The organism is Streptomyces kryoterrae (genome assembly GCF_054072135.1).
The window spans coordinates 6,808,923-6,828,880 of sequence record NZ_CM133358.1 but is presented as its reverse complement, the minus strand read 5'-3'; the positions used below and the strand labels follow the sequence as shown (position 1 = coordinate 6,828,880).

Below are 19,958 nucleotides of genomic sequence, written 5' to 3'. Positions count from 1 at the left end.
TAGCGTCGTACTCATCCCCCGGATACCACCACCACACCCCGGGGGCGAACAGCATTCGCGTACTCGAATGAGGACGGTGAGGCGTGACCGCCACCAAAACCGCCGACGACCCCAAGCCGTACGACATCGGCCCCCTGACCGCGTCATGGATCCGCTCCCTGCGCGCGCGCAACCTCAGCCCGAACACTCAGCGGATCTACAGCCGAGCCGCCGAGCAGTTCCGTGCCTACCTCCTCGGCTACAAGCCCAACGAGCCGGAGGATCGCCCTGCCCCGACTGCGCTGGAAGGGGAAGGCGGCATCCACCGTGAGCACATCGAGGCGTACATCGGGGACCTGATCGAGGAGAGCAGCCCCGGCAACGCGCACCAGCACTTCCGCTCGCTGAAGACGTTCTTCAACTGGGCAGTCGAGGAGGAGGAGATGGACCGCTCCCCCATGCGGACGATGAAGGCGCCCACCGTGCCGGAGGTGGAGGTGCCCATCATCCCGGACGACGCGCTCAAGACGCTGCTCAGTGTGTGCAAGGGGAAGGACTTCAAGGACCGCCGCGACACGGCGATCATCATGATGTTCCTCGACACCGGGGCCCGGCTGAGTGAGCTGACCGTGCGCACACAGGAGAAGCTCGACCTGGACCTGATGGTGCTGCATGTCCTCGGGAAGGGCGGCCGGGAGCGGCCGGCACCTTTCGGCAGGGCTACCGCGCTGGCGATGGACCGGTATCTGCGGGCCGCCGGGAAGTACTTGGGGCGGGCGCTGGAGCCGGGCGATCCACTGTGGGTGAGCTTCAAGCGGCGCGAGGCCATGACGATCTGGGGCGTCGGGACGATGATCGAGAACCGGTGCAAGGAGGCGGGCATCCCGCACATTCACCCGCACCAGTTCCGGCACACGTTCGCGCACCTGTGGCAGGTGAACAGTGGTGGGGACGATGCCCTCATGAGGATCATGGGGTGGCGGTCGCGGCAGATGCTGTCCCGGTACGGGGCTTCGGCCGGTACCGAGCGCGCGCTGAAGATCCATAGGGAGCTGAGCCCCGGCGACCGGTTGTAGCCGCCGGGTCCGCTGCTCAGTCGAGGTCGTTCTCCGGATGGGGGGCGGCCTCGTTCGTTTCGATGGGGGCCTCGCTGTGCTCGGCGCGGGACCACCGGCCGCTGTCTACGCCGTCCTGGAGGACCTGTTGGAGTCCGGCCACGATGTCTTCTGCTGGCCATGAGAAGTCGATGGCCAGGTCGTAGTGCCGGGTGCTGTCGCGCACGGCGACAGGGGTTTCCCCTTTCAGGTCTTTGGCGTGGACGTGCACTCTCGGCTCTGCCACTCGTCCCCCTTTCCGCGTGTGCGCGCAGGACAGCAAGGAATCGCACACGCGTACGAATCGCGCGAGGTTCGATCACTCTACGCCGAGTGGCCTTAAATAGCTGTTCACCCATTGGGGTGAACGCGAAACGTTCCGTGAGTAGAGGAACGATGTTCGACTACTTGCCCTCCTCGCGCAGCGCGTCATAGAAGGCCTTCACCGCAGGCATCTCCTCGGCGGTCACGCCCGCCTTGGCGGCGACCCTGTAGACCACGTCCTCGCCCTCATCTACGCCTGTGACCTCGGGGGATGGTTCGCTGCTGTACCAGCCGAGGAACTGCCGGTGGGCCGCATCGGCTACTCGCTGGGGAGGGAATCCGAGGCCGGCGGCGAGCGCTTTGACAAGCGCCGGGTTCATCTTGACGCTCTTGCCGCTCGCGATTGTCCAGACGAGGTTGGGGCTCGGCGAGTAGCCGGTCTCCGGGTCGACTGACCGGTTTGCGAGCTGCTTAAAGGTGTACCGCTTCCCCTCGCCTGCCTGCTCGCTGACGAGCTGTGCGAGCGTCTCGGCGTCCCGAGTCGTCATGTAGAGGTCTCCAGGTCTTCGGCGGGGGCCGGATGTGTCGGCTCATCCGGCGGGGGGTTACCCGCACGTACAAGGGTCATTGTCCACAACCTCATACGCGAATGGGTAGCTGGCCTGCTCAAAGAGGCGCAAAGTCGCCCGGCGTGTGTACGCACAAGGGGCGCAAGGGACAGAGCAGATCTGGTGTAGCGCTGTGCTAGACATCCCTCAAGCGCTGTGCTTAGCTATGGCTATCCCCGTTCGAGGATGGGGATAGCAACACCGGAGGTTCCGTGTCGGCAGACAGATACCGCGTGCACGACGGCACGCTGCTCCAGCGCTTGATGAAGCAGCCGCTACCCGGGGGCGTGGTCCACTCGGTCAGGTCTCTGGCCAGCGCAACCGGCGTCTCGTACAGCAAGATTCAGAAACTGGTGAAGGAAGAGCGCCCCACCGTTTCGGAGCCGGAAGCCGACGCAATCGCGGCGGCAGTCCAGTCCCGACGTCGGGCTCTTTTTTCGCCCACTCCATCCCCATTCGGGGATGGGGATGAAAGAGAGAGGGAGGGACATGGATCCGCAGGACCGATCGCTTCGGGCCAGGCTCGCCGCCCACACCAGTTGGGCGAACACGCTCGATCCCGCGTCGCGGACAGCGAAGGCGCGTGCCGCGGCGAACGGCCGCTTTGAGAAGCAGGCGCGGGAGAAGCACCCGAACGCGACGGACGAGCAGATCGCCCGTGTGGCCGAGCACCTGAAGTCGGCCCACTTCGCGGGCCTCGCGCTCCAGGCTGCGGCTGCTCGCCGTGCGAAGGCTGCCGCGAAGAGCCGGATGAAGGCCGCCGGCAAGACCGCCGTTGCCTGACTTCCCCCCTGAACGCGCCGAAGGGCCGCCCGCTTGCAGGCCCGGCGACCCCACGACTCGGCGCCCCTACCGATCCAGAAACGAGAGGTCACCGATGACCACTGAGACTACCGAACCAGCCGTCCAGCCAGTTGAGACCGCGCAACAGGTCCAGCTCCGCAACTACATGGCCGCCGTGTCCGCGCTGGAGCACATGCTGAGCACGTCGCCCGTGATGCCGGACACCGTGGACGTCAGGGTCTACTCCTTCGCCCCCGCCTCGCCGAGTCTGCACCTGCACTGTGAATCGATTGCCGACGTCGAGGCCATCGGCGAGACCTTCGCTGCGGTCGTCACCTCGCAGTCGCGCCGGGATGGACGGATCTGCATGTCGGCCGTGGGCGAGTTCCTCGGCGTTCCGTTTACCGCGTGGACCCTGGCGGACCCGGCGGTGGCTGCGTGAACGCGAAGCTGGTGAACTCGGCGGCGGGCGTGATCCTCGCGGCGCTGACGCAGAACCGTACCGCGGCGGGTATCGCGCTGGCGCTGGAGTCGGCGGGCCTGCTGATGGGCCCGGACACGGCGGCCGAGCTGGACCGGCTGCGGCAGTACGCCGAGCACAAGCAGTCCCGCGAGGAGGAGTTGCTGGCCACGCTCGGTCAGTACAACCTCGCCTCCTCGCCGGACGCGTGGGCTCTGGGCATGACGGTCATCTCCCACCTGGACGGACCGCACACGCCGTCCACGCCGGAGGGGTTGGAGCCGGGTCTCCGCAAGCTGATCGAGCAGTTGCGGGCAAGGGTCGCCGAGCTGGAGGCCGCGCCCGCCACGGTGTTCCGAGCGTCGCACGACTCGATCGTGGTGGGCCACTACACGACGGCCGCCGAGGCCCGGAAGCACTGCGAGACCCTCGTCCGCCGCGAGCACGCCGACAGCGACTCCAAGGTGTCGCTTTGGTGGCGCGAGGACGAGGACACCGCCGACCAGTCCGAGGACGGCGAGGTCGAGCTCTACGAGCGCGTGACGCCGAACAACTTCGGGGGCCGGAGCTACACCGGGCGGACCGGCTACATCGTCACCGCGCTGGAGCTGGACTCCGAGTACGACGAGGAGGAGGACGAGTGATCGCCTTCCTGATCACCCTCGCGGCGATGGCCCTGTATGTCCTCGGCGGTATCGCCGTGGTGAAGGGGGCCGAGCGATGACCGGACCCGAGCACTACCGCGAGGCCGAGCGTCTGCTGAAGGAGTCCCACACGATCCTTCGCCCGCACGAAGAGGGGCCGTGCGAAGCGGACCGCACGATCGCTGAGGCGCAGGTACACGCCACGCTCGCCCTCGCCGCCGCAACCGCCCTCACCACTCCTGTCCGTTCCTCGCCGCCCCGGAACGCCACGAACGAATGGTCCGCCTGGCAGCGCGCCGCCGGGGTCCCGGGCACGGACGGGGACCGCTGATGGCCGAGACCACCATCCGCCGCGAGTACCTGCTCGCCGCCATCCGTCGCTTCGGCGGCGGCCCCGTCACCACCAAGCGGGCCCTGCACATCTACGCCAAGTCCCGCGAGTGGGCCACCACCGGCAGGAACACCGCACGCCGCGACCTCCGGGACCTCGCCCGGCGCGCGTACCTCGTACCCACCGAGCACTGCGGGCGCCGCTTCTACCGGCTCGGCAGCGACCCCAGCCCCCGCCGCCCGCGCAGCGGCGTCCGGGAGTCCGTGCTGAAGGCGATCCAGGCCGAGGGCGGCGAGTGGACCACCGGCCGCGTCAAGCGGACGTGGCACCAGCTCCTCGGCACGCATGTCCTCCGCATGAGCGTCCGCCGCTACCTGGCCGATCTGCACCGGGACGGCCACCTCGACCGCCACGGCGACGGCACCCCGCGCCGCTACTACACCCCAACGGGAGACGCCCGATGACGACCGTCGCGCAGGCCGAGGCCACCACCTCGGCCGCCGGCCCGGAGCCCATCACCGAGCCCGGCATCTACGAGATGACGAACGACGAGTACCACTCGCACCGGTACGCCCTGTCGTCGAGCGGCGCACGGAAGCTCCTGCCGCCCTCATGCCCGGCGATCTTCCGGCACGAGCAGACCCAGCCGCAGCAGCCCAAGAAGGTGTGGGACATCGGCAACGCCGCCCACAAGCTCGTGCTCGGCAACGGCCCGGAGTTGCGCGTCGTGGACCACGAGCGGTGGGACACCAAGGTGGCCAAGGCCGAGGTCGCCGAGGCCCGCGCGGCGGGGAAGATCCCGCTGAAGGCCGCCGAGTACCAGCAGGTCCACGACATGGCCGACGCCCTGCGCCGCCACCCCTTCGCGAGCATGCTGTTCGACCCCGAGCGCGGCACCCCCGAACAGTCCCTGTTCTGGCGCGACGACCGCACCGGCATCATGCGGCGGGCCCGCCTCGACTGGCTCCCGAACCCGCGCTCCGGGCGGCTGATCATCCCCGACTACAAGACGTGCAGGTCGGCGGACCCGGAGAAGCTCGCGAAGGACATCGACGAGTACGGCTACCACCAACAGGACGACACCTACCGGTCCGCTGCAAAGGCCCTCGGGATCGCCGACGACTCGGCCGCGTTCGTCTTCGTCTGCCAGGAGAAGACCGCCCCGTACGTGATCACGGTCGTCGAGGTCAACGCGACCGCCCGCCGGATCGGATCCGCCCGCAACCGGCGCGCCCTGGAGACCTTCGCCCGCTGCACCGAGACCGGCTACTGGCCCGGCTACAGCGACGACGTGGTTCCCCTCTCCCTGCCCGGCTGGGCCGAGACCCGAGACAGCCTGGAGTACCTGTGAACTACCCGGTAGCAGAGCAGCAGTTCGCCCCGTCTCCGGCGCCCGCGCCGTCGTTCGTCGGGCAGGGCACGGCGGTTGAGCAGTCCCGTGCGGTCGCCGAGGTGCAGGCCGCGGTCGTCGTGGCCCGCCAGTTCCCCCGGAACGAGGCCGCGGCTGTACAGAAGATGCGGACCGCGTTCCGTCAGAAGACCCTGGCCGCCCGTTCCCTGTTCCGCTTCAACCGCGGCGACGGCAACGTCAACGGCGAGACCATCCAGTTCGCCAAGGAACTGGCCCGCTGCTGGGGCAACATCCACCACGGCCTGAACGAGCTGCGCCGCGACGACGAGGCCGGCGAGTCCGAGATGCAGGCGTGGGCGTGGGACCTGGAGTCCAACGAGCGCGCGAGTACGACGTTCATCGTGCCGCACGTCCGGTGGGCGAAGGGCAAGGGCAAGGCACTGGAAGACCCGCGCGACGTCTACGAGAACAACACGAACAACGGTGCCCGCCGCCTCAGGGAAATGATCTTCACGGTGCTGCCGGACTGGTACCGGGAGCAGGCCAAGGAAGTCGTCAACTACACGCTGGAGAACGGGCAGGGTGACACGCCCCGCTCGCAGCGCATCGCCGACAGCATCACCTACTACGAGGGCATCGGCGTCACCGTCGAGCAACTCGAAGAGAGCCGCGGCCGGGCGAGCGAGAAGTGGACAAACCTGGACCTTGCTCAGCTGGAGGTGATCTTTGAGTCGATCCGTCGTGGAGAGGTCACGGTCGACGAGGAGTTCCCCCAGCAGCGTGTGACCGCTGTGGAGATCCGCCAGCAGCACGACGAGCAGGCCGGACAGCAGACGCCCACCGAGGGCAACTCGCAGTGGCCGACCACGCGGCAGCCCGGGGCGGGGGTGCCATCGTGAGCCCGCTTGCTCGGCTGCGGCTGATCGCGCAGCCCGGCCACGGCCGCCGCCGCGCTGGCCGCCGCCTGCGCCGGGCCCCCGAGACGGTGCCGCTCGCGATCCTCATGCAGTCCACCGAGGCCATGGTCAACGACCTCGCGTTCTGCCCGGCCGAGGAGCGGGACACGCTGCACGCGTTCCTGCGGACCGGTGGCCGGATCTGCTGGACGTGCCGCACGTACACCGACCACAGCCCGCTCACCAGCACGCCCGCCCGGGGCGGTGCAGCGTGAGCGCGCCGACCCTGTTCGACCCGGAGCGTCCGGCCGCCACCACGGCGGCCGGGCCCCGGCCCGCACCGTTCGTCATCACCCTGCCCGCACGGCTCCCACTCCTGAACGCCAACAAGAACATGCCCATGCACGACCGGCGTCGCGTTGTCGCCCGACTGCGTGAAGCGGCGAGGGACGCAGTCGGTGAGTGCCCCGCGCTCCTCGACGCGATGAGCGCCGCCCGCCCGAACCCGCTCTTCCAGCGGGCGCACATCCTCGGCGTACTGCACCCCTCGACGAAAGGCCGGCGCGACCCCGCGAACTGGTACCCCAGTTTCAAGGCGTGCGTGGACGGGCTGGTGGATGCGGGCCTGTTCGAGGACGACGACCACACGCGTGTCCTCGGTCCGGACATGCGTCTCGGCTCGGTCCGGGACCGCGATCAGCTCGTGCTGGTGGTGCGCGCGTTGGGGCCCGGCGAGGACCCGCTCGGCTACGGGGCGGTGACCCGATGACGCTCCGGATCGGCTCCGTGTGCACCGGATACGGCGGACTCGACGAAGCCGTACAGCAGGTGTTCGGCGGCGAGTTGGCGTGGGTGTCCGACAACGACCCTGGCGCCTGCCAGATCATCGCCCACCGCATGCCGGGCGTCCCCAACCTCGGCGACCTCACCACCACCCGGTGGGAGGACGTCGAACCCGTCGACATCTACATCGGCGGCTACCCCTGCCAGCCCTTCAGCCTCGCCGGCGACCTGAAAGGAACCGACGATGAGCGGCACCTCTGGCCCTTCATTGCCAGTTCCCTTCGGGTTCTACGACCCCGAGTCGCGATCTTTGAGAACGTCGCGAACCACCTTCGAGTCGGCTTCGACACTGTCCTCTGCGACCTTGCCGACCTCGGGTTCGATGTTCAGTGGTGCGTTGTACGCGCGGACGAGGTCGGCGCTCCCCACCAGCGACGCCGACTCATCTTCCTCGCCACAGCTACCGACGCCCCGCGCGAGTCCCTCGCGCGGGAAGGGGTTCGAGGACGGACTACCGAACGTGGTGCAGTTGCTGCCCACACCGACAGCATCGGAAGCCACCGGCCCGGGTCACGCGGGCGACGGAGGGATGAACCTGCGGCACACGGTGTCTCTGCTGCCCACCCCGGCGGCAGCATCACCGTCCACGGCGTACTACCGGCCGGACGGGACACCGTACAGCGAGGGCTACGGGATGACGCTGCTCGATGCGGCACGCCTGCTGCTGCCGACCCCGGTCGCGGCGGACGGAGACCGGACGAGCGAGAGGTACAGCAGGGGCAACCCGACGCTGCTTGGGGCCGTTTCCTGCCCGCCGTCCGACGCTGGGAGCGCATCCTCGGACGACCCGCCCCACGGGCAACTGACGATCAGTCTCGGCTGAACCCGCAGTTCGTCGAATGGATGATGGGCCTCCGCCTTGGCCACGTCACCGCTGTCCCGGAGTTGACGCGCACCCAGCAGCTGAAGGCCCTCGGCAACGGGGTCGTTCCGCAGCAGGCCGCCGCCGCGATCCGACTGCTACTCGATCGAGCCAGTGTCTCGGGCGGCGCGGCGTGACGCCCACCCGGCGCCGCCGCGCCCCGCCGAAGACCGAGCCCGACTACGTGCCCGGGACGCTCCTCAACTGGAACGCCTCCACGCACTGGGACTACAGCGGCCCGCAGCCCTGCCGGTACTGCTCCGTCCCCACCCAGCTCCGGGACTCGCACGGCAAGCACGCGCACAAGACGTGCGCTGAGGGCGCCCTCGCGCAACAGGTCGCTGATGCGGCCGAGGCCTACCACCAGAACGGACAGACCACATGACCGATCAGCCCGCCAGCCCCGCCACCTACCTGGTCACCCCCGCAGTCCTTGACCTGTTCGTCCGTGCCCTCGTCAACGAGGTCGACTACGACATCCACAAGAACTACGAGTGCGGCGAAGAGGACGGCCTCGACCACTACCCCGAGCTGGTCGCAGAAGCCGCCGAGATGCTCGGCCGGATCACCGCCGCGCAGGCTCAGCCCGTCACCATCGGCTCCGAGACTGCCGCCCACGTCCTCTTCCGGGAGCGCCTTGGCGGCTGGCCGCCGAGCACCTTCGCGGCCAAGTTGCTGGACACGTGGACCTCGGCCGACACCGAGCACGCCGAGCGCCTCGCCGTTGCCTTCCCCGAGTACGCCGCCGCCCTGGCTCTCCTGCGGACCGGCGAGCCGGGCATCGAGCGACTGCTCGACCTGGCCGAGACCACCTGACCACCCTCCCGACGGCCGTTCCCCCGGGCGGCCCCCAGCCCGCGGCCGTCACCCGGGCCCGCCGTCCCCCCACGGCGGGCCCGGCCACCCAGCCCAGCACCACCCACACGGAAGGCACAGCACATGCCCAAGCTCGCCAACACCGAGGTCCCCGAGGTCAAGCTCGACGCAGCCGCCGCCTCCATCGAGGCCGCCCTCACCACCGAGCAGCGACGCGGCCTGTTCGAGAAGCCCGGCACCGTCGTCTTCGCGATCGTCGAGCTGACCTCCAAGTCGTACACCGGCCACGCGTCCGGCGAGGAGAAGGAGCCGAACGTCAAGGTCCGCGTCACCTCGTGCGAGGTCGCCCGTACCGACGACGACGCCGCAGCGCTGGCCGAGGCGAAGCGCGCCATGTGGAGGGCCCGCCGGATGGACGGCACGTTCGACGAGGTCGGCGAGGGGCCCATGCGCCCGGACGCAGCGCTCGGCGACATGACCGCTGGCAAACCGACCGAGGACGAGTACAAGGCCCACCAGCGCCGCCGCGAGGACCGCGCGCGCACCGAGTACGTCCGCTGACCCGGCCGCCCGGGGCGCGCTGGACGTGCCCCGGGCGGATCTTGCCGGATCGATTCCGCACCACGCTTGAGATGAGAACGAGTTGAGCACTGACGACCGCGTGCAGAGCGTCCGCAACGCCTGGACCAACGCCCTCCGGGCCGAGGTACTGCGCGTCGGACGGCGCATCCCCGAGGTGGCGCGCGTCGTGACCGTGGGCATGTGGATCTCCACGTACGCGGACGCCGACGGCTCCAACTCGTTCCCCGGCCGCGACACCCTCGCCACCCTGTCGGGCTGCTCGCCGGAGACCGTGACGAACGCCGTGAAGGTCCTCATGGGTGTCGGTGTCCTGGCCCGGAAGCGCCGGCCGAACGACTCGTCGAAGTACCAGCTCCTCATGCCGCTCGGTGGCGGGCTCGACTGGGGGGCGCACATCCACCACATGACGGAGACGCGGCAGCGGAAGGCGTACGCGAAGAAGAAGGCTGCGGAGATCGCCGAGGCCACCCGGACAGCGTCCACTGACGTGGTCCGGACAGCGTCCACTGCTGGTGTTCCGGACAGCGTCCGTGGCGGGGGTTCCGAACCCTCCGACGAGACCCCGGACAGCGTCCATGGACGCCCCCGGAAAGCGTCAGTGGACGCGGTCCGGACAGCGTCCGTGGCGGGGGTCTACCAGTACAGCTCTACCTTCGGTAGAGACCCCCTCCCCGACCACAACATGGCTGGCTTCTCAACTCAGCCACAGCAGCGCGCGGGCGAGGACGCGAAAAACGAGTCATCGACGGGTGAAGGCGAGGCGGCCACCGCGCCGGCCGAAACGCAGCCTCCGCCCCCGTCGCAGCCACAGGCGCCGCAGCCGTCCGACGAGCCACCCGCCGTCACCCGCTGCCAAGGCCCCGACTGCGGACTCCCCCTCATCCGCCCCGGCCGCCTCTACTGCCACGGCTGCGAGACCTACCTCGCCAACCACGCCCCCGACCACGAAAGGCACAGCGCATGAGCCCCCAGAACGAGATGGCCGCCAGCCTCCGACGCGACGGCTTCGGCCCCGACGAGATCGCCACCATCGTCTGCCCCGGCGCCACCCCCGGCGAGACCCCCGAACCCACACAGCTGCGCTGGGGCCTCAACGACGTCATGTGGAGCGACGACAGCTCCGTGATCGTCATGCTCTCCGGCCCCAACGGCGAGCCCTACTGGCTGGAGCTGGACGCCGAACGCGCCGCCGTATTCCGCGAAGACCTCGCCGGACCCGACGGCGACCCCGTCACCCGCATCCGCGCCCTGCACGTCCCCCGCGACAACGGCACCTGCGCCGCCCGCTGCTACTCCGACGGCATGGCACCCGAGCGCTGGCCATGCCCGACCATCCGCACCCTCAGCCCCGAACCCACCACCCCCTGACCTGCGCCGCAGACCAACCGCCCGACCACCAACACCCCCAGGGGAGCGCCCATGACCAGCCTCGCCGCCCTCACCGCCACCACCCCGAACCTCCCCTGCCGCACTACCGACCCCGAGATGTTCTTCAGCAAGAGCAGCAGCGACAGGGAGTACGCCAAGGGCCTGTGCCGCAGCTGCCCGATCCGTGACGCCTGCGCTCAGTACGCCCTCGACAACCCGCAGCTGAAGGGCGTGTGGGGCGGGACGACGGCCGCTGACCGCCGGCAGTTCTGGACGGGCGAGTCGTGCCGGTTCGACGAGCAGGGCCGGTTGCGGTTGGAGTGCGGCAGCGAGCGGGCGTACCGGGCGCACTTCTCGTACCGGGAGCAGCCGTGCAGCGTGTGCCGGGCCGCGCACGAGGCGCACATTGAGGGCGAGCGGCGGGCGCAGCTGGCCGCCGAGCACGCCAAGGGCGGTACAGCGCGCGGCTACTTCATCCATCGCCGTCTCGGTGAGGTGGCGTGTGTGGAGTGCCGGGCAGGTCAGGGGCGTGAGTCGAAGGCGCGCCGTCAGCGGCAGCGTGCGGCCGGTGACAGGGCGCGTGGGGCGTGGGACGCCCGGAAGGCCGCCGAGGAGCTGCGAGGGGCGTACGCGGGCGTGCAGCCCGTCTCCTGCGCCGCCTGAACGATCACCCACCCACCACACACCAGGAGTTCACCCATGACCGAGCAGGACTACGAAGCCCGCTACGAGCCCACCGAGCAGCAGCAGGCCACCGCGAGGGCCGAGGCCGTTCTCGCCCCGCTGGCGGCCAAGGCCCGCGCCCTCCGCGAGCAGCGAGACGTCGAGCACCGCGCCGCAGTCCTGCGCGAGGCCGCCGACATCGCCGAGGGCCTGCGCCAGTTCGAGCGCTGCACCGGCCCTCGCCGATCGGCGCAGACCTCCGAGAACGTCGGCATCCTGCGCGTCGCCGACCACCTGCGCCGCCTTGCTGCCGAGGCACAGCCCGCGCCGACACGGAGCACGCCATGAGACGCGCCACCCACGCCCTGTGGGTGCTGTACGCCGCCCTCGCCGTCGGCCTCCTCGGCGCCGCCCTCCTCAGCCACCAGGCCGGCCACTGGCCCGGCACCGTCTTCTTCGCCGCCGCCGCCATAGGCGCAGCGATGGCCGTCGTCCACACCTCGTGGCTCCTCGACGAACACCACAACGTCCTCGTCGACCTGGACCGGGCCACACGCCCCATCAAGACCGCGCAAGACCAGCAGGTCGCCGAACTCCTCGCGCCCTGCTGCGAGGTGTGGTGGGCGACCGCCGGCCACCAGCACGACCCCGCGCACTGCACCCGGAAGGACACCACCACGTGAGCACACCCACCGCCCGACCGCCCCACGATCACGCCCTCTGGCTGATCAACAACGTCGAGGAAGGCATCAACGGAATGGTGACCCTGCCCGGCGGCCAGACCCGCAACGTGGACGGCCCCACCGCCGTCGGCATCCTCGCCGCCCGGTCAAACCTCGCGATTGCCTCGGCGCTCGTGGCCGTAGCCGAGGCACTGCGAGGTGAGGAGCAGTGAGCAGCACCCCGAGCATGGACGCGAGGGCCGTCGCCAAGGCCCTCGCCGCCCTGACGACGCAGGTCAAACGCATCGCCGACAGCCGACAGGGCGACTTCATACTGTCCGACGACGACGCAACGACGGCCGTCTACTGCCCGCTCTGCCCCGAAGCGCCCCGCCTCCTCAACCCGGCCGACGCCACCGACCACTTCCGGGCGCAGCACCCCGAGCAGCGGCTGAACACCTCCGGGGCGTGGCCGCTGCTGGTGACCGACGACGGGCCGACGACGCCCGCGACGACGTGCAGCGCGCAGTACAACGGGGTCCTTCCGGTGGGCGAGTGCATCCGCGCCGCCGGGCACATCGCTGTCACCGATCACACCGACGACCGCGGTCGCAAATGGGGGGACACCGTGGCCTTCTACCCGCCGGCCGACAGCACGGTGAGGGTCGCCCACTGGCACCCCGCCAGCGAGCAGCGGAACGAGGAGCAGCAGGAGTTGGCCGGGAAGGTGAGCGAGTTCATCGACGCGCAGGTGCAGCAGGCGCGCGCGGCTGGTATCGACCCGTCGCCGGAATGGCTGCGGCGCGGGAGCCGGGACCTGTCCATCCGCGAGCAGGCCCCGGCCGCCGGCGACGTTGAGTGCCGCCGCATGGAGACCCGCACCTGCCCCCTGTCCTACAACGGCCCGTGCGGTGACCGGCCCTGCGCCCGCTTCGAATCGGACGACCCCACACCCTGGCTCGACACAGCCGCCCCCCTGACCGTCGACGAGGTGGCTCCCAACATGCTGCGTGTCCTTGTCGACCGCGCCGCCCGTGGCGTACTCAACGAGAGCGAAGGCGAGGCTCTACGCTGCCGAGTCGAGCAGATGATCAACGGTCGGACGACGTGGAAGGCGAAGGCCGAGGAGATCGAGCACGAGCGCGACCGGACCGCCGCCGAGCTGACCCGGTCCGAGAACGCGCGCGACCACCTACGCCGCCGCGCCAAGACCGCCGAACGCGACCTTCGCACCCTCCGCACCGGCCTCCGCGCAGCAGGCGGCGACCCCACCCAGATCCAGAACTTGTGGGCGCAGCTCCGTCTCCGCAACCGTCAGTGGGCCGAAGCCAAGCGGGAGGCGAAGGTGACGCTCAGCATGCTGGAGGAGGAGGGCGGGGACGTCCGCCTCGTCGACGAGATGCTGGCGACGGTGGCGAACGCCGAGGCCAGGGCGCGGGAGACGCAGGCCGTCATCGAGCGCGTACGCAAGGCGTTGGACGACCGGCCGCCATGCTTCGACGGTAAAACCGGCCAGCCTGCGAGCAGCTACGAAGCCGGGTGGCGGGACCACGACCGGATGGTGCGCTACGCCCTCGACGGCACCGAGCAGCAGGCAGAAGCATCCAGGGGCGGACTGGCCGAGTATCAAGCCGCCGTCGCCCGCGTCGCCAAAGTGCTCGTCGAGGCCGAGCGGCACCGTAACCAGACACACCCGAGTGAGCGGCAGGACTGCGTCATGTGCGGCGCGGACCACTTCGCCGAGGCGCTGCGAGCGATCGACGGCACCGAGCAGCCCACCCGGGGCAACCGCCTGTGCCACGCCACCGACCCGACCACGCTCCGCGAGTGCGCGCTCAGGCACAGCCACGAGGGCGACCACCAGGACGGCGACCTCAGCTGGCCCACCGAGCAGCCCACCACGGAGGCGTGACCATGCACTACCTGATCCTGCTCGGCATCGCCGCAGCCCTCTTCCTCGCCATGCCGTGGCTCGCCATCGCCTTCAGCTGGTACTGCGACGCCATCAACCGGTGGCACGCCAAGCGGAAGGGCCGGTGACCATGCCGCTCCGCCTCGACAACGCGCGCGTCAGCGTCGACACCGGCAACGGCTGGCAGGAGATCCACGGCATCCGAGACATGCGCCTCAACCCGACGTACAACCCGCCCGACTGGATCGAGGGCTACGGGCTCGGCGAGATCCGCGGACTCCTCGCGTCGGTCGCCGTGCCGTTCGACTGGCGCCCGGCACTGACGCCCGTCCATCTGGCCCTGATCATCCTGCGCCCGCACCTCGAACGGTGCCCGCTGTACCGGCCGTGACGCCTCGTCGTCTGCCATCCTGAGACCCACGACCGAAGGGGGAGACCATGTCCGTCCCGCTCATCAAGATCCAGCCGAGCCCCGCCACGGCACAGCGAGTAGCCGAAGTGTGGGGTCCGTTCATCGCCGCGTTCCGAGCGGCTGCCCCAGCCATGCAGCGGGCAGGCGCCGAGGCCGGTAGGTCCCTCGCCAGCGTCAGGCGCCCGTCAGCCTGATCGACGCACGTCAACGCCCCGTCACCCCGTCACGACGACGGCCGGTGACGGGGCGTCGTCACGTACAGCGACGGCCGTCGAGGCGCAGGCACAGAGATAGTTACGCCTGGGTGTAACCATCTCTGCACGACCAGCCCACGCCAGTCACACAGCGTCAGCTCATGCCCTTCCAGATCCGCCACGCCCGCGACCGATCCGTACCGATCGCCACACCGATCTCCGGGAAGTCCATCCCGCCCTCGTGCAGGGTGTTGACCGCCTGCTGACGGATCTCCTTCGCCAGGGTCCGCCCACCCGGCCACTCCCGAAGCACCAGGCCCGCAGCCTTCGCACGCACCGTCGCGTCCGGGATCGCCTCCAGCCCACGCAACGCAGCCTGCACGTTGGCGAGCACCGCATCCGCAGCCGCGCGCGCCTCATCCACCTCGTCAGCCATACCCGCCACCTCCCCGCCGGAGCGTAGGTCTGCACACCCGCCCCCGTGTCGGGTAGCCTTCACGGTGTCGGCTATCCGACACGACGCGTCAGGACGGGCCGACGACGCCCGACGACGCCCCACAACAGAACGAGCCCCGCAGGTGCTGGACACACCGAACGGGGCTCTGACCACCGGAGAGTGACCTCCATGGGCTGGAAGAAGCCTCGCACATCCCCGCCGCCCGCGTCCCCCTGGTACGCGCGACTGGCCACCACCGCCGGCCGACCCGCCGTCCTCGCCGCCACCCTCATCATGTCGATGCCCGGTGAGTACCACGTCGCCAAGTTCGCTGGATGGTCCGACCCATGGGCGTACGGCATGCCGTTCTCCCTCAGCGCGTACGCGGGCATCGCCGCCGTCGTCGCCGCCACCCGGCCCAAGGGAGCCCGCGGCCGGTTCTCCGCGACGGTCGGCGCAGCGTTCGCCATCTGCCTCGCGCTCGCCGCGCAGGTCGTCGCGCACCTCGTCAACACCGGCCACATGAACCAGGACCAGGCGTGGCTCATCGCGGTCACGTCGATGGTGCCGCCCGCCGTGCTCGCTCACCTGCTGCACCTGGCGGCCACGCCGACCGCATCGGCTGAGGCTGCTGCTGCGGCTCCGGTCGTCGTCGAGCGTGTCGAGCAGCAGGCCGCGCCCGTCGTACCGCCGAAGCCTGTCGAGGCCCCCGCGCTCCCGGCCGCCCCGCCCGCCGAGGAGCAGGCACCGCCGGAGAGTTCCCTCGAGGAACAGGTACGGACCATCTCCTACCGGGACCCGCGATGCGCCGCCATCCGCGCCCTGTACACCGACGGCTACCGACCCGGCACCAGCGAGATGCGAGCCGCCCTCTTCGCCGCCGGCCACGGCCGCGTAGGCGACTCCACCATCCGCGGCACCATCCGCGCCGAGGTCGAAGAGCACGAGCCGACGCTCGCCGCCTACCCGCAGCGGCCCACGCCGCGCACCGCCTAGGCCGCGCCGTGCTCGCCGCCTTCTTCGTGCTCGCGGCCCTCGGCGGACTCTGCGGTCTCGCCCTCGTCGACTGGCGCACCGTGCCCCGTGTGAGCGGCACGTGCGCGTTCATCCTCACGCTTGCCGCGCTCATCGCGGCCATCCGCCACTGAAGGACCCCATGAACTACGTGACCTATGGCGGCGTCACCGTCGGCCTCTGCATCCTCGGCTACGAACTGACCATCTGGTGGCCCGGCTACAAGCGGCTGCAGAAGGACGCCATCAAGCAGGCAGCCCGACTGCTGCCGTTCCTGCTGTCCTGGTCGTACGGCTGCCTCACCACCCTCGGTATCGCCGGACTGATCGGCACCGCCTCCAGCAGCGTCCTCGGCCTGTCCAACTGGCTCGGCGACGCGGCCCTGCTGTGGGGCGTCGGAGAGCAGCCCGGCCAGCTCGCAGCCCGCGCGACCTTCACCCCCCTCAGCGGGCCCGGCGCCTGTTGGGTCCTGATCCTGACCGCCGTGTTCATCGCGTGCGTGAAGAAGGCCAACGACCACGACGCGGGCGTGCTGAAGCGGGGTGCCTGGTGCGGGATCACGCTCGGCACCTCGGCGGGCGTGGCCGGGTTCGCGGCCGTACCGCTCGCACTCGTCGTCAACTGGATCGGCGACAACACGTTCGGACGCATCGGATGAGCGCGGCCGACGAGGAGCCGGAGGAAGAGCGTTCCCCGCTGGCAGGCGCGTGCGTGCTGGTCATCCTCGGGGGTGGTGTGGCCGCCGTGTTGTTCGCCCTCTCACCCACCGTTGGAGTGCTCGCGCTGTGGGCCGTCGGGATCCTGGCGCTCTGGCGCTCGGCCCGCCGCCGCGTGTCCGATTCGTCCGCCACTCCCCCACCGCAGGAGGGGCGCCCCTCCTGCGACGAATGTGCAGGTCACGAACTCGTCAGCGTCGCCCCTCTCGAAGGCCGGAAGGGGATGTTGATCTATAAGACAGCGCCCTCCGACCGCCCCTCGCACACCCACATCCACCTCGCCCCGGGGGAGGTGAACACACCATGATCCGACGCCTCCTGGCTGCCGCATACGACTACTGCGCCACGTGCGGATGGTGGGTCAAGGACTGCGGCCACCCGCAGTAGTCCCAGCCCGTTGTCAGTCCCACGTCGTAGCGTGCATCCGAGGCCCTCGCCTAAATCCCCCCGAGGCGAGGGCCTCTGTCGTACCCCCGTGGCAGCATGCCCCTCACACCGCACCGTCCAGGGGGGACACATGCGCACCACCACCACGCTCGCCACCGTCGCCGCGCTCCTCGCGCTCACCGCCTGCTCGTCCACCGACGACAAGCCAGCCACCGCCGACAGCACCGTGAGCAGCCCGGCCGCCGTCGAGCCGACGACCACGCCCACCCCGGCCGAGGCCGGCGCACTGGAGCAGGCCGTACGCGAGTACACCGCCGCGTACTTCCAGGGCGACGCCGAAACCGCGTACGCCGTCCTGTCGAAGCACTGCCAGGGGACGATCACCGCTGCCGCGTACGGCGCAGTCGTTGAGCAGGCCAAAGCCGACTACGGGCAACAGACCGTGAAGACGGTCACCGTCGACAAGCTGTCCGGGGATCTCGCCCGCGTCTCGTACACCGTGTCCCTGCCGAAGTTCGACCAGCAGGGGCAGGCATGGACGCGTGAAGGCGGCGCCTGGAAGTACGACGCCTGCTGAACCGCGCACCACCGTGGCCCCGTCGACCAGCGTCGGCGGGGCCTTCGCATGCCCGCGAATTGCAGCCCCCAAGATCCCGCGCCCGCCGAAATCCGTACCGTCCCGAGCAGGGAGGTGACGCAGTGGCAGGCCCAACGCCGAAGAACGCAGACATCGCACGGCAGCGCGAGGACGAGGTCATGATCCTGCGCACCCGCGACCGGAAAGAGTTCCGGGAGATCGCCGAGCTGATCGGCGCCGACGTCAAGAACACGTACGAGGCGTGGAAGCGCGGCCGGGCCCGCCTGCACCAGGAGGCCGCCGAGGCGTTCGGCACGTACGTCGGCGAGCAGCTCGCCACGTGCAAACAGATCATCGACGGGCTGATGCCGCAGGTGTTCGCTGGCGGGATCAACGCGTCGAAGGCGGCCGAGGCGATCGTCCGCGCCATGGACCACGAGGCCAAGCTGTTGGGCCTGTACGCCCCCGTGAAGCAGAACGTACAGATCACCGACGAGATGACCGCCCGCGTCAAAGCGTTGGCCGACGAGATCGCACAGCTGGAGGAGACGTGACCGAGCCCACCCCCGAGACCCCGGCAACGACCGACCCGCCGGACGAGGGGACCCCGCCCGTCGAGTCCACCGAACCGTGCACGGCCGTCTACCCCAACGACGAGTCGATCGTCTGCGAGTTGTTCCTGAACCACTTCGACTTCCGCCTCCCCCACACCCGCCACGCCAACGGCACGATCTTCGAATGGGAGTAGCCCCACCGTGCACGCCGCCGACCTCGACGCAGCCATGGCCGGCATGTCCCCGGCCGAGCTTGAGCTGCTCGAAGCCGAGTTGGCGGCGCGCCTGTGGGCGAAGCGCTGGGGGAAGTGGAAGCCGTACCCGTGGCAGGTCGCACCCGAGCGCATCCCCACCCTGGGGTGGTGGCTCCAGCTCGGCGGGCGCGGCACCGGCAAGACGGACGGCTGCGCCCGCTACATGGTGCAGCACGTCAACGGCCCACCCTGCGACCCGCGGTTGAGGGGCGGGCACCGCATGGCCATCATCGCCCCCACGCAGGGCGACGCCGTCGAGGCCTGCGTGAACGGGCCGTCCGGGCTGAAGGCCCACGACCCGCGCGTGGTCCTGCGCACCACGGTCGGCGGGACGTTCGTGAAGTGGCCGAGCGGCGCCGAAGCCAAGCTGTTCGGGAGCCACACGCCCGACGACGTCGAACGCCTCCGTGCCGGCGGTAACCGGTGCCTCGTCTGGATGGAAGAGGTCGCCGCGCAACGCCGCCTGAAGGAAGCGATCACGCACTCCGAGATGGGCCTGCGTCTCGGGACGAACCCCCACTACATCGGCAGCACCACGCCCAAGCCGCGCACCGAGCTGATCGAGCTGACCCGCTCGCCGAAGGTCACCGTCACCCGCGGGCGCACCCGAGACGCGATCCACCTCCCCGAGGAGCAGCGGGCGCACCTGATCGCCAAGTACGCAGGCACACGCATCGCCGCTCAGGAACTCGACGGCATCCTCCTGGAGGACATCGAGGGCGCCCTGTGGACCCGGCAGCTCTTCGACGCCACACGGGTCGGCGCCGCCCCGCCCATGTCCCGAGTGGTCGTCGCCATGGACCCGGCCGCCAGCTCCCACGACGAGTCCGACGAGATGGGCATCCTCGTAGCCGGGCTCGGCCAGCAGTACCTCCCCGACATCAACGGCACGATGCGCCAGCACGGCTACCTCCTCGATGACGTGTCCGGCCGGATGGCCCCGGTAGAGGCCGCGCGCCGTGCTGTCGCCGCATACCACAAGCACCGTGCCGACGCGATCGTGGCCGAGGTCAACAACGGCGGTGACTGGATCGGCACCGTAATCCGGCAGATCGACCCCACCGTCAACTACCGCACGGTGCACGCCACCCGCGGCAAGCTCACCCGCGCCGAACCGGTCGCCGCCGTGTTCGAGCAGCACGCCGCGCACGTCGTCGGGAGCCTTCCCGAGTTCGAGGAGCAGTGCGTCACATGGGTACCGGGCGACTCCAGCCCTGACCGTCTCGACGGTGGCGTGTGGGCGTTCACCGATCTGATGCTCGCGTCCGCGGGCAACTCTGCTGCGGTCGCCTAGGA

34 protein-coding genes are annotated in these 19,958 nt (G+C 70.1%); 31 read left to right on the top strand and 3 right to left on the bottom strand.

All coding sequences use genetic code 11. The features are described from left to right. The first annotated feature begins 83 nt into the window (after positions 1 to 83). Positions 84 to 1,055, top strand: coding sequence for a tyrosine-type recombinase/integrase (locus tag ACW4TU_RS30425; protein ID WP_457418269.1), 972 nt, complete (start codon positions 84 to 86; stop codon positions 1,053 to 1,055). Positions 1,056 to 1,071: 16 nt separating this feature from the next. On the opposite strand, the gene ACW4TU_RS30420 is transcribed toward ACW4TU_RS30425, so the two are convergent. Both ACW4TU_RS30420 and ACW4TU_RS30415 read right to left on the bottom strand, forming a co-directional pair. Beyond that, positions 1,072 to 1,320, bottom strand: coding sequence for a hypothetical protein (locus ACW4TU_RS30420; RefSeq protein ID WP_457418267.1), 249 nt, complete (start codon positions 1,318 to 1,320; stop codon positions 1,072 to 1,074). A 157-nt stretch (positions 1,321 to 1,477) separates the two neighbouring features. After that, positions 1,478 to 1,885, bottom strand: coding sequence for a hypothetical protein (locus ACW4TU_RS30415; protein ID WP_457418265.1), 408 nt, complete (start codon positions 1,883 to 1,885; stop codon positions 1,478 to 1,480). A 549-nt stretch (positions 1,886 to 2,434) separates the two neighbouring features. Here ACW4TU_RS30415 and ACW4TU_RS30410 point away from each other — a divergent pair. From ACW4TU_RS30410 to ACW4TU_RS30305, 22 genes are all read left to right on the top strand, one after another. Further along, complete coding sequence (locus tag ACW4TU_RS30410) at positions 2,435 to 2,728, top strand: hypothetical protein (protein WP_457418263.1); 294 nt, start codon at positions 2,435 to 2,437, stop codon at positions 2,726 to 2,728. 94 nt (positions 2,729 to 2,822) lie between these two features. After that, a complete protein-coding gene (locus tag ACW4TU_RS30405) occupies positions 2,823 to 3,170 on the top strand; it encodes a hypothetical protein (RefSeq protein ID WP_457418261.1) in 348 nt (115 codons plus the stop codon). Beyond that, positions 3,167 to 3,832, top strand: coding sequence for a hypothetical protein (locus ACW4TU_RS30400; protein ID WP_457418259.1), 666 nt, complete (start codon positions 3,167 to 3,169; stop codon positions 3,830 to 3,832). Before ACW4TU_RS30405 ends, ACW4TU_RS30400 begins: the two co-directional genes overlap by 4 nt. 76 nt (positions 3,833 to 3,908) lie before the next feature. Continuing rightward, the gene (locus ACW4TU_RS30395) at positions 3,909 to 4,163 is read left to right on the top strand and encodes a hypothetical protein (protein WP_457418257.1); all 255 of its coding nucleotides are present in this window, start codon (positions 3,909 to 3,911) and stop codon (positions 4,161 to 4,163) included. Further along, complete coding sequence (locus ACW4TU_RS30390; RefSeq protein ID WP_457418255.1) at positions 4,163 to 4,627, top strand: hypothetical protein; 465 nt, start codon at positions 4,163 to 4,165, stop codon at positions 4,625 to 4,627. The genes ACW4TU_RS30395 and ACW4TU_RS30390 overlap by 1 nt, the downstream gene beginning before the upstream one ends. Continuing rightward, complete coding sequence (locus ACW4TU_RS30385) at positions 4,624 to 5,514, top strand: PD-(D/E)XK nuclease-like domain-containing protein (protein ID WP_457418253.1); 891 nt, start codon at positions 4,624 to 4,626, stop codon at positions 5,512 to 5,514. The genes ACW4TU_RS30390 and ACW4TU_RS30385 overlap by 4 nt, the downstream gene beginning before the upstream one ends. Further along, positions 5,511 to 6,413: a hypothetical protein gene (locus ACW4TU_RS30380; protein ID WP_457418251.1), complete on the top strand. Its 903-nt coding sequence runs from the start codon at positions 5,511 to 5,513 to the stop codon at positions 6,411 to 6,413. Before ACW4TU_RS30385 ends, ACW4TU_RS30380 begins: the two co-directional genes overlap by 4 nt. Further along, positions 6,410 to 6,685, top strand: coding sequence for a hypothetical protein (locus ACW4TU_RS30375; RefSeq protein WP_457418249.1), 276 nt, complete (start codon positions 6,410 to 6,412; stop codon positions 6,683 to 6,685). Before ACW4TU_RS30380 ends, ACW4TU_RS30375 begins: the two co-directional genes overlap by 4 nt. Beyond that, a complete protein-coding gene (locus ACW4TU_RS30370; protein WP_457418247.1) occupies positions 6,682 to 7,179 on the top strand; it encodes a hypothetical protein in 498 nt (165 codons plus the stop codon). Before ACW4TU_RS30375 ends, ACW4TU_RS30370 begins: the two co-directional genes overlap by 4 nt. Continuing rightward, positions 7,176 to 8,252, top strand: coding sequence for a DNA cytosine methyltransferase (locus ACW4TU_RS30365; RefSeq protein ID WP_457418245.1), 1,077 nt, complete (start codon positions 7,176 to 7,178; stop codon positions 8,250 to 8,252). Before ACW4TU_RS30370 ends, ACW4TU_RS30365 begins: the two co-directional genes overlap by 4 nt. After that, the gene (locus ACW4TU_RS30360) at positions 8,249 to 8,500 is read left to right on the top strand and encodes a hypothetical protein (RefSeq protein WP_457418243.1); all 252 of its coding nucleotides are present in this window, start codon (positions 8,249 to 8,251) and stop codon (positions 8,498 to 8,500) included. The genes ACW4TU_RS30365 and ACW4TU_RS30360 overlap by 4 nt, the downstream gene beginning before the upstream one ends. After that, complete coding sequence (locus tag ACW4TU_RS30355; RefSeq protein WP_457418241.1) at positions 8,497 to 8,931, top strand: hypothetical protein; 435 nt, start codon at positions 8,497 to 8,499, stop codon at positions 8,929 to 8,931. Before ACW4TU_RS30360 ends, ACW4TU_RS30355 begins: the two co-directional genes overlap by 4 nt. 123 nt (positions 8,932 to 9,054) lie before the next feature. Further along, positions 9,055 to 9,492, top strand: a complete 438-nt coding sequence (locus ACW4TU_RS30350) for a hypothetical protein (RefSeq protein WP_457418239.1) — start codon at positions 9,055 to 9,057, stop codon at positions 9,490 to 9,492. An 82-nt stretch (positions 9,493 to 9,574) separates the two neighbouring features. Then, positions 9,575 to 10,477: a hypothetical protein gene (locus tag ACW4TU_RS30345; RefSeq protein ID WP_457418237.1), complete on the top strand. Its 903-nt coding sequence runs from the start codon at positions 9,575 to 9,577 to the stop codon at positions 10,475 to 10,477. After that, the gene (locus ACW4TU_RS30340; RefSeq protein ID WP_457418235.1) at positions 10,474 to 10,881 is read left to right on the top strand and encodes a hypothetical protein; all 408 of its coding nucleotides are present in this window, start codon (positions 10,474 to 10,476) and stop codon (positions 10,879 to 10,881) included. The genes ACW4TU_RS30345 and ACW4TU_RS30340 overlap by 4 nt, the downstream gene beginning before the upstream one ends. Before the next feature lie 51 nt (positions 10,882 to 10,932). Next, the gene (locus ACW4TU_RS30335) at positions 10,933 to 11,544 is read left to right on the top strand and encodes a WhiB family transcriptional regulator (protein ID WP_457418233.1); all 612 of its coding nucleotides are present in this window, start codon (positions 10,933 to 10,935) and stop codon (positions 11,542 to 11,544) included. Between the two features lie 36 nt (positions 11,545 to 11,580). Further along, positions 11,581 to 11,892, top strand: coding sequence for a hypothetical protein (locus ACW4TU_RS30330; RefSeq protein ID WP_457418231.1), 312 nt, complete (start codon positions 11,581 to 11,583; stop codon positions 11,890 to 11,892). Then, on the top strand, positions 11,889 to 12,227 hold the full coding sequence (locus ACW4TU_RS30325) for a hypothetical protein (RefSeq protein WP_457418229.1): 339 nt from the start codon (positions 11,889 to 11,891) through the stop codon (positions 12,225 to 12,227). The genes ACW4TU_RS30330 and ACW4TU_RS30325 overlap by 4 nt, the downstream gene beginning before the upstream one ends. Beyond that, entirely contained in the window at positions 12,224 to 12,439 is a 216-nt protein-coding gene (locus ACW4TU_RS30320; protein ID WP_457418227.1) for a hypothetical protein, read from the top strand. The genes ACW4TU_RS30325 and ACW4TU_RS30320 overlap by 4 nt, the downstream gene beginning before the upstream one ends. Then, entirely contained in the window at positions 12,436 to 14,118 is a 1,683-nt protein-coding gene (locus tag ACW4TU_RS30315) for a hypothetical protein (protein ID WP_457418225.1), read from the top strand. Before ACW4TU_RS30320 ends, ACW4TU_RS30315 begins: the two co-directional genes overlap by 4 nt. Positions 14,119 to 14,120: 2 nt before the next feature. Beyond that, positions 14,121 to 14,246 (top strand): hypothetical protein, encoded by a 126-nt coding sequence (locus ACW4TU_RS30310; RefSeq protein ID WP_457418223.1) that lies wholly within the window; start codon positions 14,121 to 14,123, stop codon positions 14,244 to 14,246. Further along, on the top strand, positions 14,243 to 14,509 hold the full coding sequence (locus ACW4TU_RS30305; protein ID WP_457418221.1) for a hypothetical protein: 267 nt from the start codon (positions 14,243 to 14,245) through the stop codon (positions 14,507 to 14,509). The genes ACW4TU_RS30310 and ACW4TU_RS30305 overlap by 4 nt, the downstream gene beginning before the upstream one ends. A gap of 369 nt (positions 14,510 to 14,878) precedes the next feature. On the opposite strand, the gene ACW4TU_RS30300 is transcribed toward ACW4TU_RS30305, so the two are convergent. Beyond that, positions 14,879 to 15,160 carry a hypothetical protein gene (locus ACW4TU_RS30300; RefSeq protein ID WP_457418219.1) on the bottom strand — a complete coding sequence of 94 codons (282 nt, stop codon included), beginning with the start codon at positions 15,158 to 15,160 and terminating at the stop codon, positions 14,879 to 14,881. Between the two features lie 189 nt (positions 15,161 to 15,349). Between ACW4TU_RS30300 and ACW4TU_RS30295 the strand changes: the two genes are divergently transcribed. The 8 genes from ACW4TU_RS30295 to ACW4TU_RS30260 all read left to right on the top strand — a co-directional run bounded on the left by ACW4TU_RS30295 (position 15,350) and on the right by ACW4TU_RS30260 (position 19,956). After that, positions 15,350 to 16,156, top strand: a complete 807-nt coding sequence (locus ACW4TU_RS30295) for a hypothetical protein (protein ID WP_457418217.1) — start codon at positions 15,350 to 15,352, stop codon at positions 16,154 to 16,156. An 8-nt stretch (positions 16,157 to 16,164) separates the two neighbouring features. Beyond that, positions 16,165 to 16,308, top strand: a complete 144-nt coding sequence (locus ACW4TU_RS30290; protein WP_457418215.1) for a hypothetical protein — start codon at positions 16,165 to 16,167, stop codon at positions 16,306 to 16,308. 8 nt (positions 16,309 to 16,316) lie between these two features. Beyond that, on the top strand, positions 16,317 to 16,832 hold the full coding sequence (locus tag ACW4TU_RS30285; protein ID WP_457418213.1) for a hypothetical protein: 516 nt from the start codon (positions 16,317 to 16,319) through the stop codon (positions 16,830 to 16,832). Continuing rightward, the gene (locus ACW4TU_RS30280) at positions 16,829 to 17,197 is read left to right on the top strand and encodes a hypothetical protein (RefSeq protein ID WP_457418211.1); all 369 of its coding nucleotides are present in this window, start codon (positions 16,829 to 16,831) and stop codon (positions 17,195 to 17,197) included. The genes ACW4TU_RS30285 and ACW4TU_RS30280 overlap by 4 nt, the downstream gene beginning before the upstream one ends. Before the next feature lie 210 nt (positions 17,198 to 17,407). Continuing rightward, complete coding sequence (locus tag ACW4TU_RS30275) at positions 17,408 to 17,854, top strand: hypothetical protein (RefSeq protein WP_457418209.1); 447 nt, start codon at positions 17,408 to 17,410, stop codon at positions 17,852 to 17,854. 122 nt (positions 17,855 to 17,976) lie between these two features. Then, on the top strand, positions 17,977 to 18,408 hold the full coding sequence (locus ACW4TU_RS30270; RefSeq protein ID WP_457418207.1) for a hypothetical protein: 432 nt from the start codon (positions 17,977 to 17,979) through the stop codon (positions 18,406 to 18,408). Further along, complete coding sequence (locus ACW4TU_RS30265; RefSeq protein ID WP_457418205.1) at positions 18,405 to 18,602, top strand: hypothetical protein; 198 nt, start codon at positions 18,405 to 18,407, stop codon at positions 18,600 to 18,602. The genes ACW4TU_RS30270 and ACW4TU_RS30265 overlap by 4 nt, the downstream gene beginning before the upstream one ends. A gap of 7 nt (positions 18,603 to 18,609) precedes the next feature. Continuing rightward, a complete protein-coding gene (locus ACW4TU_RS30260; RefSeq protein WP_457418203.1) occupies positions 18,610 to 19,956 on the top strand; it encodes a terminase large subunit domain-containing protein in 1,347 nt (448 codons plus the stop codon). Positions 19,957 to 19,958: the final 2 nt, after the last annotated feature.